The 16,041-nt window shown below is 61.0% G+C and carries 14 protein-coding genes and 1 pseudogene; 10 read left to right on the top strand and 5 right to left on the bottom strand.

All coding sequences use genetic code 11. The annotated features are described in order from the left end of the window. The first annotated feature begins 254 nt into the window (after nt 1-254). From ACM6I5_RS29925 to ACM6I5_RS29885, 9 genes are all read left to right on the top strand, one after another. On the top strand, nt 255-2,030 hold the full coding sequence (locus ACM6I5_RS29925) for a PQQ-dependent methanol/ethanol family dehydrogenase (RefSeq protein WP_017339451.1): 1,776 nt from the start codon (nt 255-257) through the stop codon (nt 2,028-2,030). Between the two features lie 278 nt (nt 2,031-2,308). After that, a complete protein-coding gene (locus ACM6I5_RS29920) occupies nt 2,309-3,829 on the top strand; it encodes an aldehyde dehydrogenase family protein (protein ID WP_052909709.1) in 1,521 nt (506 codons plus the stop codon). Nucleotides 3,830-4,088: 259 nt separating this feature from the next. Then, the gene (gene pqqA / locus ACM6I5_RS29915) at nt 4,089-4,160 is read left to right on the top strand and encodes a pyrroloquinoline quinone precursor peptide PqqA (protein WP_003253598.1); all 72 of its coding nucleotides are present in this window, start codon (nt 4,089-4,091) and stop codon (nt 4,158-4,160) included. 55 nt (nt 4,161-4,215) lie between these two features. Next, on the top strand, nt 4,216-5,130 hold the full coding sequence (pqqB, locus tag ACM6I5_RS29910) for a pyrroloquinoline quinone biosynthesis protein PqqB (RefSeq protein WP_414885243.1): 915 nt from the start codon (nt 4,216-4,218) through the stop codon (nt 5,128-5,130). Between the two features lie 108 nt (nt 5,131-5,238). Further along, on the top strand, nt 5,239-5,991 hold the full coding sequence (pqqC, locus tag ACM6I5_RS29905) for a pyrroloquinoline-quinone synthase PqqC (protein WP_414885242.1): 753 nt from the start codon (nt 5,239-5,241) through the stop codon (nt 5,989-5,991). Next, nucleotides 5,988-6,260 carry a pyrroloquinoline quinone biosynthesis peptide chaperone PqqD gene (gene pqqD, locus ACM6I5_RS29900; RefSeq protein WP_017339446.1) on the top strand — a complete coding sequence of 91 codons (273 nt, stop codon included), beginning with the start codon at nt 5,988-5,990 and terminating at the stop codon, nt 6,258-6,260. The genes pqqC and pqqD overlap by 4 nt, the downstream gene beginning before the upstream one ends. Then, nucleotides 6,238-7,380 (top strand): pyrroloquinoline quinone biosynthesis protein PqqE, encoded by a 1,143-nt coding sequence (gene pqqE, locus ACM6I5_RS29895; protein WP_017339445.1) that lies wholly within the window; start codon nt 6,238-6,240, stop codon nt 7,378-7,380. Before pqqD ends, pqqE begins: the two co-directional genes overlap by 23 nt. 204 nt (nt 7,381-7,584) lie before the next feature. After that, nucleotides 7,585-8,748: an alcohol dehydrogenase-like regulatory protein ErcA gene (gene ercA / locus ACM6I5_RS29890; RefSeq protein WP_017339444.1), complete on the top strand. Its 1,164-nt coding sequence runs from the start codon at nt 7,585-7,587 to the stop codon at nt 8,746-8,748. Beyond that, nucleotides 8,732-10,459 carry a NahK/ErcS family hybrid sensor histidine kinase/response regulator gene (locus ACM6I5_RS29885; protein ID WP_414885241.1) on the top strand — a complete coding sequence of 576 codons (1,728 nt, stop codon included), beginning with the start codon at nt 8,732-8,734 and terminating at the stop codon, nt 10,457-10,459. Before ercA ends, ACM6I5_RS29885 begins: the two co-directional genes overlap by 17 nt. On the opposite strand, the gene ACM6I5_RS29880 is transcribed toward ACM6I5_RS29885, so the two are convergent. The 5 genes and pseudogenes from ACM6I5_RS29880 to ACM6I5_RS29860 all read right to left on the bottom strand — a co-directional run. Beyond that, nucleotides 10,444-11,322 (bottom strand): aldose 1-epimerase, encoded by an 879-nt coding sequence (locus ACM6I5_RS29880; protein WP_017339442.1) that lies wholly within the window; start codon nt 11,320-11,322, stop codon nt 10,444-10,446. The two genes, ACM6I5_RS29885 and ACM6I5_RS29880, sit on opposite strands and share 16 nt — an antisense overlap. 26 nt (nt 11,323-11,348) lie before the next feature. Next, nucleotides 11,349-12,236 (bottom strand): SMP-30/gluconolactonase/LRE family protein, encoded by an 888-nt coding sequence (locus ACM6I5_RS29875; RefSeq protein ID WP_414885240.1) that lies wholly within the window; start codon nt 12,234-12,236, stop codon nt 11,349-11,351. A 53-nt stretch (nt 12,237-12,289) separates the two neighbouring features. After that, nucleotides 12,290-13,108, bottom strand: a complete 819-nt coding sequence (locus ACM6I5_RS29870) for an NAD-dependent epimerase/dehydratase family protein (RefSeq protein ID WP_017339440.1) — start codon at nt 13,106-13,108, stop codon at nt 12,290-12,292. Between the two features lie 283 nt (nt 13,109-13,391). Continuing rightward, nucleotides 13,392-14,693, bottom strand: coding sequence for an OprD family porin (locus ACM6I5_RS29865; RefSeq protein ID WP_414885239.1), 1,302 nt, complete (start codon nt 14,691-14,693; stop codon nt 13,392-13,394). Between the two features lie 130 nt (nt 14,694-14,823). After that, nucleotides 14,824-14,953, bottom strand: a pseudogene (locus ACM6I5_RS29860) (copper resistance protein CopD); the annotation flags it as partial. A gap of 363 nt (nt 14,954-15,316) precedes the next feature. Here ACM6I5_RS29860 and ACM6I5_RS29855 point away from each other — a divergent pair. Continuing rightward, entirely contained in the window at nt 15,317-15,937 is a 621-nt protein-coding gene (locus ACM6I5_RS29855) for a TetR/AcrR family transcriptional regulator (protein ID WP_017339437.1), read from the top strand. The last annotated feature ends 104 nt before the right edge of the window (nt 15,938-16,041 follow it).

Genomic DNA, 16,041 nt, shown 5'->3' with positions numbered 1-16,041 from the left:
GGGAGCGAGCCTGCTCGCGATAGCGGTGTAGCAGTCAATAAAGATATCGACTGTCAGGCCCTCATCGCGAGCAGGCTCGCACACAGGGAACTGGTGTCGATCACAAAAACCGGTGTTCATCTCCTCCGACCCGCTACTAAGGAACTAGCAATCTCCGCACTGCGGGCAATTGTTGCAAGGGCGGCGGCGCCCAAGAATCTGCACCAGACCGGGAAAATTTCCCGGGTATAACAAAAACCGCAGAGGCAGCCGTCATGACCCAACCCGCACGTCGCCAACCCTTCGTCTTGAGCCTGTTGCTCAGTGCCATGCTGTTGTCCGGCACGGCATTGGCCGCCGTCACCGACCAGGACATTCTCCAGGACCCCAAGAACCCGGAGCAGATCGTCACCAACGGTCTGGGCGTCCAGGGTCAGCGCTACAGCCCGCTCGACACCCTCAACGTCAACAACGTGAAGGATTTGCGGCCGGTCTGGGCCTTCTCCTTCGGCGGCGAAAAACAACGCGGTCAGCAAGCACAGCCGATGATCAAGGACGGCGTGATGTACATGACCGGTTCCTACTCGCGGGTGTTTGCGGTGGACGCGCGCACCGGCAAGAAGCTCTGGCAATACGATGCGCGCCTGCCCGATGACATCCGCCCGTGCTGCGACGTGATCAACCGGGGCGTGGCGCTGTACGGCGACCTGGTGTTCTTCGGCACCCTCGACGCCAAACTCGTGGCGCTGAACAAAGACACCGGCAAAGTCGTCTGGAGCAAGAAAGTCGCCGACCACAAGGAAGGCTATTCCATCAGCGCAGCGCCGCTGGTGATCAACGGCAAGCTGATTACCGGTGTGGCCGGTGGCGAGTTCGGGGTGGTCGGCAAGATTGAAGCCTATGACCCGAAAAACGGCGACTTGCTGTGGAGTCGCCCGACCGTCGAAGGGCACATGGGTTATGTCTACAAGGACGGCAAAGCCGTGGAGAACGGCATTTCCGGTGGCGAAGCGGGCAAGACCTGGCCGGGCGATCTGTGGAAAACCGGCGGCGCGGCACCTTGGCTCGGCGGTTACTACGACCCGGAAACCAATCTGTTGCTGTTCGGCACCGGCAACCCTGCGCCGTGGAACTCGCACCTGCGTCCTGGCGACAACCTTTATTCCTCGTCACGTCTGGCGCTGAACCCTGACGACGGCACGATCAAATGGCACTTCCAGAGCACGCCCCACGACGGTTGGGACTATGACGGCGTGAACGAGCTGGTCTCGTTCAACTACACCGAAGGCGGTAAGGAAATCAAAGCGGCGGCAACTGCCGACCGTAACGGTTTCTTCTACGTGCTGGACCGCACCAACGGCAAATTCATTCGCGGCTTCCCGTTCGTGGACAAGATCACCTGGGCCACCGGGCTCGATAAAGAGGGCCGGCCGATCTACAACGAGGCCAGCCGTCCTGGCGCACCGGGCACTGAAGCCAAAGGCAGTTCGGTGTTCGTCGCACCGGCGTTCCTCGGCGCGAAAAACTGGATGCCGATGGCCTACAACAAGGACACCGGGCTGTTCTACGTACCGTCCAACGAATGGGGCATGGACATCTGGAACGAAGGCATTGCCTACAAGAAAGGCGCGGCGTTCCTCGGTGCCGGTTTCACCATCAAGCCGTTGAACGAAGACTACATCGGCGTGCTGCGCGCCATCGACCCGAAAACCGGCAAGGAAGTCTGGCGTCACAAGAACTTCGCGCCGCTGTGGGGCGGGGTGCTGACCACCAAGGGCAACCTGGTATTCACCGGCACGCCGGAAGGTTTCCTCCAGGCATTCAACGCCAAGACCGGCGAGAAAGTCTGGGAATTCCAGACCGGCTCCGGCGTGCTGGGTTCGCCCGTGACCTGGGAAATGGATGGCGAGCAGTACGTCTCGGTGCTGTCCGGTTGGGGCGGTGCTGTTCCGCTGTGGGGTGGTGAAGTGGCCAAGCGCATCAAGGACTTCAACCAGGGCGGCATGCTCTGGACGTTCAAGTTGCCGAAAGACCTGGTCGCCAAACACTGACCCAACCACCACAACCCTGGGGTAATGACGTACCTGTGGCGAGGGAGCTCGCTCCCGCTCGGCTGCGAAGCAGTCGTAAATCCGTCTGGGTTCGGGAGCGCTTCGCACTCCAGCGGGAGCAAGCGCCCTCGCCACAAAAGCCTGCTGACCCGGCGGCGACTACTACCAAATAACGAGAACCCCCCTGCCAACGGCGCATTCGTTCGGCACGCGGGGCTCTCTACTATCGGTTCATCGCCTGTTTGCCCGACAGGCATCGACCCAGACAGAGGCTCACCATGATCTACGCACAACCCGGAACACCAGGCGCCGTCGTCACGTTCAAGGCGCGCTACGGCAACTTCATCGGTGGCGAGTTCGTCGCGCCAGTCAATGGCGAATACTTCACCAACACCTCGCCGGTCACCGGTGAAGTGATCGCCGAGTTCCCGCGCTCCAGCGCCGCCGACATTGACAAGGCCCTCGACGCCGCTCACGCCGCTGCCGATGCCTGGGGCAAAACCTCAGCGCAGGACCGCTCGTTGGTGCTGCTGAAAATCGCTGATCGCATCGAGCAGAATCTGGAAATCCTCGCCGTCACCGAAACCTGGGACAACGGCAAGGCCGTGCGCGAAACCCTGAATGCCGACGTGCCGCTGGCCGCCGACCATTTCCGCTACTTCGCCGGCTGCATTCGCGCGCAGGAAGGCGGCGCCGCCGAGATCAACGAGCTGACCACCGCCTATCATTTCCACGAACCGCTGGGCGTGGTCGGGCAAATCATTCCGTGGAACTTCCCGCTGCTGATGGCCGCGTGGAAACTCGCCCCGGCCCTGGCGGCCGGTAACTGTGTCGTGCTCAAACCGGCCGAGCAAACGCCGTTGTCGATCATGATCTTCGCCGAACTGATCGCCGACCTGCTGCCGGCCGGTGTGTTGAACATCGTGCAAGGTTTCGGTCGCGAAGCCGGTGAGGCGCTGGCCACCAGCAAGCGCATCGCCAAGATCGCCTTCACCGGTTCCACCCCGATTGGTGCGCACATCATGAAATGTGCGGCCGAGAACATCATTCCAAGCACCGTCGAACTGGGCGGCAAGTCGCCGAACATCTTCTTCGAAGACATCATGAACGCCGAGCCGCAGTTCATCGAGAAAGCCGCCGAAGGCCTGGTGCTCGCCTTCTTCAACCAGGGCGAAGTCTGCACCTGCCCATCGCGAGCGCTGGTGCAGGAATCGATCTACGACGACTTCATGAAAGTGGTGATGAAAAAGATCGTCAAGATCAAGCGCGGCAACCCGCTGGACACCGAAACCATGGTCGGCGCCCAGGCGTCGGAGCAGCAATACGACAAGATCCTCTCGTACCTGAAAATCGCCCAGGAGGAGGGCGCCGAACTGCTCACCGGCGGCGCGGCCGAGCGGCTCGAAGGCGACTTGTCGACCGGTTACTACATCCAGCCGACCCTGCTCAAGGGGCACAACAAGATGCGCGTGTTCCAGGAAGAAATCTTTGGTCCGGTGGTGGGCATCACCACGTTCAAGGACGAAGCCGAAGCCCTGGCGATTGCCAACGACAGCGAATTTGGCCTCGGCGCCGGCCTGTGGACCCGCGACATCAACCGTGCGTACCGTATGGGCCGGGCGATCAAGGCCGGGCGTGTCTGGACCAATTGCTACCACCTGTACCCGGCGCACGCTGCGTTCGGTGGCTACAAGAAATCCGGTGTCGGCCGTGAAAACCACAAGATGATGCTCGATCACTATCAGCAGACCAAAAACCTGCTGGTGAGCTACGACATCAATCCGCTCGGGTTCTTCTAACCCCCGCAAGAACACCACAATCCCCCTGTGGGAGCGGGCTTGCTCGCGATGAGGCCAGTACATTCAACATTGATGTTGACTGTCACGCCGCCATCGCGAGCAGGCTCGCTCCCACATTGGTTTGTGTGTGCTTGAACTCCCCGCCATACCCCCTACCAACGCACCCCACAACCTCCTTCGAAAGTAGCATTCGGGCGCCTGCCGCCCCGTGCATTAATGGCTTTACCGGAATCGTCCGGCACAAGAAGAGGAATGACCCATGTGGACTAAACCCGCGTTTACCGATCTGCGCATTGGCTTCGAAGTGACGATGTATTTCGCCAACCGTTGATCGTCCACCCGGCCAGCCGCTGCGTTGGCCGGGCCTGCCTTCTGGAGCATCGCCCATGTACATTCGGGTTCTCGGTTCCGCCGCTGGCGGTGGTTTTCCGCAGTGGAACTGCAACTGCCGCCAGTGCGCCGGTATGCGCAATGGCAGCCTGCGCGCGCAACGACGCACGCAGTCTTCCATTGCCCTGAGCGAAAACGGTGTGGATTGGGTGCTGTGCAATGCGTCCCCGGACATTCGCGCGCAACTCGAGAGTTTCGCGCCGTTGCAACCGGCCCGCCGCTTGCGCGACACGGCGATTGCCGGCGTGGTCCTGATGGACAGCCAGATCGACCATTGCACCGGCCTGTTGAGCCTGCGCGAAGGTTGCCCGCATTCGGTCTGGTGCACCGAGCGGGTTCATGAAGACCTGAGCAGCGGTTTCCCGTTGTTCACCATGCTCAAGCATTGGAACGGCGGCTTGCAGTGGCAACCCGTGGGGCTTGACCGCGAGCCGTTCACTATCGCGGCGTGCAGCCATTTGCAGTTTCGGGCGATTCCATTGGTCAGCAACGCGCCGCCGTATTCGCCCAATCGCGGCAATCCGCAACCGGGCGACACCATTGGCCTGTTCATCGAAGACCTGCGCACGGGCGGGTCGCTGTTCTATGCCCCGGGCCTGGGCCAGATCGACGCTGAGGTGCTGAGCTGGATGCAACGTGCCGATTGTTTGTTGCTGGACGGTACGTTGTGGCGCGATGACGAGATGCGCGTGTGTGAAGTCGGCCAGAGCCTGGGCAGTGAAATGGGCCACCTGCCGCAAAGCGGACCGGGCGGCATGCTTGAAGTGCTGGAGGGTTTCAGCCGCCAGCGCAAGGTGCTGATCCACATCAACAACACCAATCCGATCCTCGATGAAGACTCGGCTGAGCGGGCGTTGCTGGAGCGGCGGGGCGTTGAGGTCGCGTTCGATGGCATGAGTATTGAGCTGTAGCTGATGGCCTCATCGCGAGCAGGTTTGTGTACACCGCAGATCCCTTGTGGGAGCGAGCCTGCTCGCGATGGGGCCAGACCAGACACCGCATATTCCCGGAGAACCGCAATGACTGACACCCCAATGACCCCCACCGAATTCGAAGCCGCCCTGCGCGCCAAAGGTGCGTACTACCACATCCATCATCCTTTCCACCAAGCCATGTACGCCGGACGCGCCACTCGCGAGCAGATCCAGGGCTGGGTCGCCAATCGCTTTTACTACCAGATCAACATTCCGCTCAAGGATGCCGCCATCCTGGCCAACTGCCCGGACCGCGACGTGCGCCGCGAATGGCTGCAGCGGATTCTCGACCACGACGGCGCGCCCGGCAGCGGAGGCGGCATCGAAGCCTGGCTGCGCCTCGGTGAAGCGGTGGGCCTGGATCGCGAACAGATCCTGTCCCAGGAACTGGTATTGCCCGGCGTACGTTTCGCCGTGGACGCCTACGTCAATTTCGCCCGGCGCGCCTGCTGGCAGGAAGCGGCCAGCAGTTCGCTGACCGAGCTGTTCGCGCCGCAGATCCACCAGTCGCGGCTCGATGCCTGGCCCACGCATTACCCGTGGATTGACGTCGCCGGCTACGACTATTTCCGCACGCGCCTGAGTCAGGCGCGGCGTGATGTCGAGCACGGTTTGCGCATCACCCTGGCGCATTACGTCACCGTCGAAGGCCAGCAGCGGATGCTGGAAATCCTTCAGTTCAAGCTCGACGTGCTGTGGAGCATGCTCGATGCCATGAGCATGGCTTACGAGCTGCAACGCCCGCCGTATCACACGGTGACGACCGAACGCGTCTGGCATCGGGGGATTGCGCTGTGAGCCTGATCAACCGTGCGCAGGCGCCGACGTTGCGCCAGGGTTTCCGCTTGCAGTGGGAGCCGCGTCAGGACTGCCATGTGCTGCTGTACCCCGAAGGCATGATCAAACTCAACGCCAGCGCCGGGCAGATTCTCGATCTGCTGGACGGTCAACGCAGTGTGGCGGCGATCATTGATTTACTCTCCGCGAGTTTTCCCGGTGTGCCGGGGATCGACGAGGACGTGCTGGCGTTTCTGGAGGTGGCCCATGCTCAATTCTGGATCGAATGATTCGCGCCCGGGACCGCCGCTGTGGCTGTTGGCGGAGCTGACTTATCGTTGTCCGCTGCAATGCCCGTATTGCTCCAATCCACTGGATTTCGCCCAGCAAGGCGCGGAGTTGAGTACCGAAGAATGGATTCGCGTGTTCCGCGAGGCCCGCGAAATGGGCGCTGCGCAACTGGGCTTTTCCGGTGGCGAGCCGTTGGTGCGCCAGGACCTGGCGGAGCTGATAAAAGCCGCACGGGACATGGGTTACTACACCAACCTGATCACCTCGGGCATCGGTTTGACCGAGCAGAAAGTCCATGATTTCAAAGTCGCCGGGCTCGACCATATCCAGATCAGCTTCCAGGCCGCCGACGAAGCGGTCAACAACATGCTCGCCGGCTCGCGCAAGGCTTTCGCGCAGAAGCTTGCCATGGCGCGCGCGGTGAAAGCCCAGGGTTATCCGATGGTGCTGAACTTCGTCACCCATCGGCACAACATCGACGAGATCGCGAAGATCATCGACCTGTGTCTTGAGCTGGAAGCGGATTTCGTCGAACTGGCCACGTGTCAGTTCTATGGCTGGGCCGAGCTCAACCGCGTGGGCCTGTTGCCGACCCGCGAGCAATTGCAGCGCGCCGAACGCATCACCAACGAATACCGTGAGCGGCTTGAGGCGCAGGGCCATCCGTGCAAGCTGATCTTCGTCACCCCGGATTACTACGAAGAACGGCCCAAGACCTGCATGAACGGCTGGGCCAATCTGTTTCTCGACATCACCCCGGACGGCACGGCGTTGCCCTGTCACAGCGCCCGGCAGTTGCCGGTGACGTTTCCGAATGTGCGTGAACACAGCATCGAGCACATCTGGACTGATTCTTTCGGCTTCAACCGCTTTCGTGGTGATGACTGGATGAAGGAGCCGTGCCGCTCCTGTGATGAAAAGCACAAGGATCTCGGCGGCTGCCGCTGCCAGGCGTTCATGTTGACCGGTGACGCCGCCAATGCCGACCCGGTGTGCAGCAAGTCGCCGCACCACGGCGTGATCCTCAAGGCTCGCGAGGAAGCCGATGCACCGGGGCAGGGCATGGAACACCTGACGTTGCGCAATGAAAAGGCCTCGCGCTTGATCTATCGCGGATGAATACAGCGACACAAATCCCTGTGGGAGCTAGCCTGCTAGCGATAGCGGTTTGTCAGGCAATACAGATGTTAAATGTGCCGCCCCCATCGCGAGCAGGCTCGCTCCCACAGGGATCTGCGGTGTACCCATTGGTCTGATTGCATTCGCAGCCGGATGGGGTAGTGTGGGTTTACCTTTCAAAACAATAAAAAAACAGGCTTTCCAATGAGCCAGAGTCTCAGCCAGCTGCGTAAATTCGTTTCACCTGAAATCATCTTTGGTGCCGGTTGCCGGCACAACGTCGGCAACTACGCCAAGACCTTTGGTGCCCGCAAGGTCCTGGTGGTCAGCGATCCTGGCGTGATCGCCGCCGGTTGGGTCGCGGATGTCGAGGCCAGCCTGCAAGCCCTGGGCATCGATTACTTCCTCTACAGCGATGTTTCGCCCAACCCACGGGTCGAGGAAGTCATGCTCGGCGCCGAGTTGTACCGGGAAAACCACTGTGACGTGATCGTCGCCGTCGGTGGCGGCAGCCCGATGGATTGCGGCAAAGGCATCGGCATTGTTGTCGCTCACGGGCGCAGCATCCTCGAGTTCGAAGGGGTGGACACCATCCGCGTGCCCAGCCCGCCGCTGATCCTGATCCCGACCACCGCCGGCACCTCGGCGGACGTCTCGCAATTCGTGATCATCTCCAACCAGCAAGAACGCATGAAGTTCTCCATCGTCAGCAAAGCGGTGGTGCCGGACGTGTCGCTGATCGACCCGGAAACCACCCTGAGCATGGACCCGTTCCTGTCGGCCTGTACCGGCATCGACGCGTTGGTGCACGCCATCGAAGCCTTTGTGTCCACCGGTCACGGCCCCTTGACCGACCCGCATGCGCTGGAAGCGATGCGCCTGATCAACGGCAACCTGGTGCAGATGATCGCCAACCCGAGCGATATCGCCCTGCGTGAAAAAATCATGCTCGGCAGCATGCAGGCCGGGCTGGCGTTCTCCAACGCGATCCTCGGCGCGGTGCATGCCATGTCCCACAGCCTTGGCGGCTTCCTCGACTTGCCCCATGGGCTGTGCAACGCGGTACTGGTGGAGCACGTGGTGGCCTTCAATTACAGCTCCGCGCCGGAACGGTTCAAGGTGATTGCCGAGACGTTCGGCATTGATTGCCGTGGCCTCAATCACCGGCAGATCTGCGGGCGTCTGGTTGAGCATCTGATCGCGTTGAAACATGCGATTGGCTTCCATGAAACCCTTGGTTTGCATGGCGTCAGCACGGCGGACATCCCGTTCCTGTCGCAACACGCCATGCATGACCCGTGCATCCTGACCAACCCACGCGAATCCAGTCAGCGCGATGTCGAGGTCGTCTATGGCGAAGCCCTCTGACGAGCAACAACGGGCGCTGGCGGGGTTACTCGGATTAGGCAGTCACTCGGCGCGCAAGAGCCATTACCCGGAACTCGCCGCGCGCCTCGACGAGCTCGAAGCCGAGCGTAATCGTTACAAGTGGCTGTTCGAAAATGCGGTGCACGGGATCTTCCAGGCCAGCCTGCTCGAAGGTATGCGCGCCGCCAACCCGGCGCTGGCGCGGATGCTCGGCTATGAAAACCCTCAGGACGTGCTGTTTTCCCTGGCGGATCTGGCAAGTAACCTGTTTGTCGGCGGTGCGCGGGAACTGGAAAACATCGGTGAGATCCTCCGGCATCAGGGCAGTCTGCACGGTTATGAAACCCAGTTGCGGCGCAAGGATGGCAGCAGCCTCGATGTGCTGATGAACCTGCTGCTCAAGCCTGATCAAGAGGCGCTGGTGGAGGGTTTTGTCGCCGACATCACTGAACGCAAACAGGCGCAGCAACGGCTGCAACAGCTCAATGACGAACTGGAGCAGCGCGTCACTGCGCGCACCGACGAATTGCTCGAAGCCAATCGCAACCTGCAGCAACAGATCACCCAGCGTAAACAGATCGCCGAGGCTTTGCGCGATGCCCGGGACGCCGCCGAGGCCGCCAATCGCAGCAAGGACAAATACCTCGCCGCCGCCAGTCACGACCTGCTGCAACCGCTCAATGCCGCGCGTTTGCTGATTTCGACCTTGCGTGAACGCAAACTGCCGGACGTCGAACAGGTGCTGGTCGAGCGCACGCATCAGGCCCTGGAAGGGGCGGAAGACTTGCTTACCGATTTGCTCGACATCTCCCGGCTCGATCAGGCCGCGGTCAAACCGGATGTCGCGTTGTACCGCCTCGATGAATTGCTCGGGCCGCTGGCGTCCGAGTTCCGGTCAGTGGCCGATGCGGCCGGGTTGCGTTTGCGCGTGCACATGGGCGATTTCGCCATTCGCACCGACCTGCGGCTGATGACCCGTATCCTGCGCAACTTCCTCAGTAACGCCTGCCGCTACACCGACGAAGGCAGCATTCTGCTCGGGGCCCGGCGGCGGGGTGACAGGCTGCGCCTGGAAGTCTGGGACACCGGGCGCGGGATACCGGCGGATCGCCTCGACTCGATTTTCCTCGAGTTCAATCAACTGGACGTCGGCCGCGCCGCCGACCGCAAAGGTGTGGGGCTGGGGCTGGCCATCGTCGAGCGCATCGCCAAGATCCTCGACTACCGGATCCAGGTGCATTCGCTGCCGGGACGCGGCTCGATGTTCAGCATTGAGGTGCCGATCTCCCATGAGATTCCGTTACCCATCAGCCTCGCGGCGCCCCAGTCGGGGACCGGAAATCCGTTGCCGGGCCGGCGGTTGCTGGTGCTGGACAATGAGGTGAGCATTCTGCAAAGCATGAGCGCATTGCTCGGGCAGTGGGGCTGCGAAGTGGTCGTCGCCACCGACGAAACCTCGGCACTGGCCGCGTTGCAGGGCCAGGCGCCGGAACTGATCCTGGCGGACTACCACCTCGATCACGGGGTGGTGGGGTGTGAGGTGGTCCGGCATCTACGCGAGCATTTCAGCCAGACCATTCCGGCGGTGATCATCACCGCCGACCGCACGGACCAGTGCCGACGCTCGTTGCAACGACTCGACGCGCCGCTGCTGAACAAACCGGTGAAACCCGGCAAGTTGCGCGCAGTGCTGAGTCAGCTATTGGGGTAGGCGCGGTACTGCATGCTGAAAGCCAGTTCAGCGGACTGATCCTGCTCCAGCAACACCAATCCCGGCCGGCCGGGCAAGTGGTGCGCATTGACCGGATGGCTCACCGGTTCGATGCAGAAAAACGCCAGGTCCACCGGGCAGTAGAGCAAGTAGTAATCGCTGCCGCTGGCCTGGCATTCCAGTTCATAACCGAGGTCGGGTTGCTGGATCAGGCAGTGGCCATCCCATTGGCAGAATCCGTTGTCGACCAGCGTGCCGGGCAAGGCCTTGAGTTGCTGAAAGTCCCAGTCGGCCGGCAATGTGCTGAGCCGTGTGGGCAGTTTGGCCGCGTCGCATAACCAGACTTGCCCGGCTTTTGCCTGCAACCGCGTGCCAGCGGTGCGCGGCAGATACGGGTGCAATCCCAAGCCATGCCACGCAGCGCGTTCGGCCAGATGCGAGACGTGCAATTCGATGCTCAGTTTGCCGTTGCTCAGATGGATACGCTGCCGGGCGCGATACGCGAACGGTGTGGTGCTGTCGAGTTGCAGCACGACTTCATCCTGCGTTTGCAAAACCACCTGCCACGGCTGCTGCCAGGCGCTGCCATGAATCGGCAGCGGATCAGTGAGGCTGTTGGGCTCGAGCGCGAGCCAGCCATCCGGGCGATCAAAACCACCGTCGGAAATGCGGTTCGACCATGGCACCAGCGGAAAACATCCGAGCTTGCCCGGCAGGCCGGTGTTGAGCGCGTGAGCGTCGCTGTGGCGCAACAGCGGCTGACCCGAACTGCGCACGGTCCAGTTGACGATGCTCGCACCGAGTTCGGGGGCGAGGGTGAGGAGGGTGAGTCCGTCGTTGAGTTCGAGCAAGGTTGGCGTCATGTTCACCAGCGATACGAGCGTTTCAGTCAGTGGTTGAAAACGGGTTCCGGCAATCCCTTTACACCGGGTTCAAGGGCGAACACGCCCCCGGCCAGTGACTGTGGGTCGTGGTCGTCACCGGGGCGGATCGAGGTCACGAACAGCGTGTCCAGTCGACTGCCACCGAAGGCGCACATGGTTGGTTTTTTCACGGGTACGGCGAGGGAACGATCAAGACGACCGTCGGGAGTAAAACGGTGAATCAGCCCAGCGTCGTTGGCGCAGATCCAGTAGCAGCCATCGGCGTCTACTGCGGCGCCGTCGGGGCGGCCAGGGAACTGATGCATATCGACGAACAGCCGCCGGCTGGACGGCGTGCCGCTGTCGATGTCGTAGTCGAAAGCCCAGATCTGCTGGACCGAGGGATGCGAGTCCGACAGGTACATCGTGCGGCCATCCGGGCTGAAGCCGAGGCCATTGGGCACGATGAATCCACCCAGTTGCGCGCCGAGCGGCCCGCGCTGTCCGGCACTGTAGCGATACAACGCGCCGTCGGCCGCATTGGCGCCCATGTTTAGCACCATGCTGCCGGCCCAGAAACGCCCCTGACGGTCACAACGACCATCATTGAGGCGCATGTCGGTGCGGGAATGGTCGACGTGCGCCAGCAATTCACTGTCAAGGCTGCCATCGTTGTGCGTGTGAAGGCGAAAGAATCCGCTTTCCATCCCGGCGACCCAACCGCCGTCAGGGCTTCGCACGATGCAGGCGAGCATTTCCGGTGCGGTCCAGGCCTCGACACGGCCGGTTTCGGCGCTCCAGCGTTGCAGGCCCCCGGCGGGAATGTCGACCCAGTACAGGGCGTTTTCCTCAGGAACCCAGACCGGGCTTTCACCGACCCCGTTTCGGGCATCGACAATCAATTCGGCTTGCATGGCGACTCATTCCCTTGGTTTTTTGTTGTGGAGATCAAGTGAAACGAATGGGGTCAGTCGCCGAACGGGCCGGACGTGACGAAGGCACCACCCTGATAAACCATGGCCGGGTCATCTGCGGCCGGCATCGGCTGGGCTTCGACTTTGTCGCGGAACACTTCAGACGTGTCCTTTGGTACGTAACCCAGGGCGGTAGCATAGCGGTTATCCCACCAGACCTTCTTGTTGTCGGAGGCGCCGTAGACCACGGTGTGGCCGACACCAGGAGCGTACAGGGCGCGTTCGATCAAATGGGTCAGGTCGCCGAAACTCAGCCAGGTGCTCATCATCCGGCGGTTTTGCGGTTCCGGAAACGAAGAGCCGATGCGGATGCTGACGGTCTCGATGCCATAGCGATCGAAGTAGAAACTGGCCATGTCCTCACCGTAGGACTTGGACAAGCCGTAGTAGCTGTCCGGGCGGCGAGGGGAGTGGGCGTCGATCACTTCATCCTGTTTGTAGAAACCGATGACGTGGTTGGAACTGGCGAAAATCACCCGCTTCACGCCATGGCGGCGTGCGGCTTCATAGATGTGGAATACACCGCAGATGTTGGCGCCGAGGATGTCTTCGAACGAATGTTCCGTCGAAACGCCGCCGAAGTGCAGGATCGCATCCACGCCTTCCACCAGTTGATGCACGGCTTGCTTGTCCGCGAGGTCGCAGGTCACGACTTCTTCGCGATCATCGATGGCGGGGGCGATGTCAGCGATGTCCGACAGGCGAATCACGTTGGCGTAAGGCCGCAGGCTTTCGCGCAGGACTTTACCGAGGCCACCGGCGGCACCGGTCAGCAGCAGGCGATTGAAAGGGGCGTTGGGCGTAGTGGTCATGGCAGTTCCTGGACGCAAATTATTGTTGTCAGAATTGTTGTAGGTTGTCGTATGACTTGGTCGGAGTATCGTTAGGCTTTCCGGGTCTTGTCAACGCGACTTTGGTGGAAATGGACGGAGGGTTGTCAAGCGCCCATCTGTGGCGAGGGAGCTCGCTCCCGCTGGGGCGCGAAGCGGCCCCTGCAATCCTTCAGCAAGACTGGATTGTCCGGTTTTGCGACTGCTTCGCAGCCGAGCGGGAGCAAGCTCCCTCGCCACAGAGTTGTCCAGGCTTCTAAAGGTTTTACAGCAACGAAATCGGATAGCTGACGAAAATCCGGTTCTCATCGAATTCATTGGTGCTGAAGTCTTTGCGGATGCTCGCGTTGCGCCATTTGACGTTGAGGTTTTTCAGCGGGCCGCTCTGGACGGTGTAGGCCAGTTCCGATTCGCGACCCCATTCCTTGCCATCGGTAATCACCCCTGTGTGCACGTTATCGCCGCTGATGTAGCGGTTCATCATCGTCAGGCCGGGAATGCCGAGCGCCACGAAGTTGTAGTCATGACGCAGCTGCCAGGATTTCTCCTTGGCATTGTCGTAGCTGGAGTTGTAGCTGTCGTTGGCCAGGGTGCCGCCGCTGGTGCCGTTGACGCGCATCCAGACATCGTCGCCGCTGAGTTTCTGCAGGCCGACATAGAACGTGCTGCCACCGTACTTGGCCGAGAGCATGGCGAACGCGGTTTTGTTGTCGAGGTCGCCGGCCAGGGCGCTGCCGTCTTCCTTGCCGATGAAGTAACCGAGGTTGGCGCCCAGGGTCCAGTCGCCGATTGGCTGGCTGTGGCTCAGGTTGAAATACTGCTGCTGATAGATATCGCTGAGTTCCGCGTACCAGACACCGACCTGGGTACGTTTTTCGTTGAACGCATATTCACCGCCGCCGAAGTTGAAGCGGTCCGAGGTAAAGGCCGCCGATTTGCCGTTCATGAACATGTCTTCCATGCTCGCATCGTTACGCGGGCTGTTCTGGCGGAACTGGCCGCCGTAGAGCGTCAGGCCGCTGATCTCGGTGGACGTCACCTGGCCGCCACGAAAGGTTTGCGGCAGAGAGCGACCATCGTCAGAGCGCAGGATCGGCAGCACCGGCATCCATTCCCCGACTTTCAATTCGGTCTTCGAGACTTTGCCTTTCAGCGCCACGCCCATCCGGCCGAAATTGTCCGCCGGGCGGCCGTCATCGTGAATCGGCAGCAACTGGGTGCCACCCGTGCCTTTGCCGCCGTCGAGTTTCTGCGAGTACAAGCCGAGCACATCCACGCCGAAGCCGACCGGGCCCGGAGTGAAGCCGGATTTGGCGTCGAGGATGAAGCTTTGCGTCCACTCTTCAGCCTTGCCTTGAGGGTAGGCCGGGTTGGTGTAGTTGCGATTGAAGTAGGCGTTGCGCAGGTTCAGCGTGGCCTTGGCGTCATCGACGAATCCTTCGGCGTTGCTGGTCATGGGCATGGCGAGTACGGCCAGGCTGCTGCAACCGATCAGGCTCAGGGTATAGCGGCGTACTAAGGTTGGGCGAGGGGTGCAGGCGAAGGAATTACGGACGTGCTTGCTCACTGTGACGCTCCCGATGTTTCTTGTTGTTTTTATTGTTGTCATACGTCGTCGTACAACATTAGGGCGATTATTTGCGAGGGTTTAGCGGGTTGTCAATCGGAAGTTATACGATGACTTGGGGATTGTGCTGTCAGCTAGAAATCATGGGAGGCATGGTGCCCAGGAGGGAGACCGCAGCCACTGCGCCCATCCCCACCAACCATTCCGCAATCCTTGATCTGCAACCGATTGAACAGCACCAACCGCAAGATGCAGGAAACGGCACAGCACCAGCGCGCTCGTCATGAGTGACCCGCCAACCTTGAAGCTGTACGCGCCTTCGCTTTTATGGGTGTCGACCGACGCAAGTCCGACGGTGCACTCACGGCGCTGTCAGCGGCCGGGGTCTGGCCTTTCAGATGGGCGTGGCAAATACCGACGAGGCGGCGAGCAGCGAGCCGAGGAGGACGGCGATGGAGAGGGATTTCTTGAAAAGCATCGCGGAGATCTCAGAGGCAGGTTCGAAGAAGGGCGACAGTTAACTGCGAGCGTGAGCGGGTGGTGGTACGAAGTTTCGTTTTCCGCTGTCGCCGCGAGGTAGAGCGGATGCTAGTCTTGAGCAACGCTGTTGCCAGGGAGCCCCCATGGGCAATCACAAGATCGAGATTCGCCGCAGTAACGTCGAAAAAATCCTGCTCGGGGCCGAAAAGGTCTTTGCCGAAAAAGGCTTCGGCGGCACCGCCATGGCCGACATCGCCGCCGAAGTGCAACTGCCGCGTTCCAACCTGCATTACTACTTCAGCACCAAGACCGAGTTGTACAGCGCCGTGCTGTTCGATTTGCTGGAGGTGTGGAAGCAGGACGCCCTGTGTTTCGAGATGTTCGATGATCCGCGCGTGGTGCTCAGCAGCTACATCCGCGCCAAGATGAACCACTCCCGCAGCCGGCCTTACGGCTCGAAAGTCTGGGCCAATGAAATCATCCACGGCGCACCGACGTTGGGTGAGAAACTGGACGTCAGCCTGTACGACTGGGCCAAGATGAAAGAGGCGAAAATTCGCCAGTGGGTGGACGACAAACGCATCTTGCCGGTGGAGCCTTCAAGCCTGCTGTACATGATCTGGGCCTCGACCCAGCATTACGCTGACTTTGATCATCAGGTGAATATCCTGAACGATCATCAGCCGCTGTCGGACATGCAGTTCGAGCGGGCGGTGCAGACGGTGACGAGTGTGATTTTGCGGGGGATCGGTCTGGAGCCTTAAAATCTCGAGTGGTGCTGCCGGCCTCATCGCGAGCAGGCTCGCTCTCACATTGGAATGCATTTCAAATGTAGGAGCGAGCCTGCTCGCGATGGCGTCAGTTCAGG

Origin of the sequence: Pseudomonas sp. IT-P171 (assembly GCF_949767765.1) — a bacterium.
Lineage (GTDB): Bacteria > Pseudomonadota > Gammaproteobacteria > Pseudomonadales > Pseudomonadaceae > Aquipseudomonas > Aquipseudomonas fluorescens_B.
The sequence above is the reverse complement of the archived record's forward strand: the minus strand, read 5'-3'. Positions and strand labels throughout refer to the sequence as shown.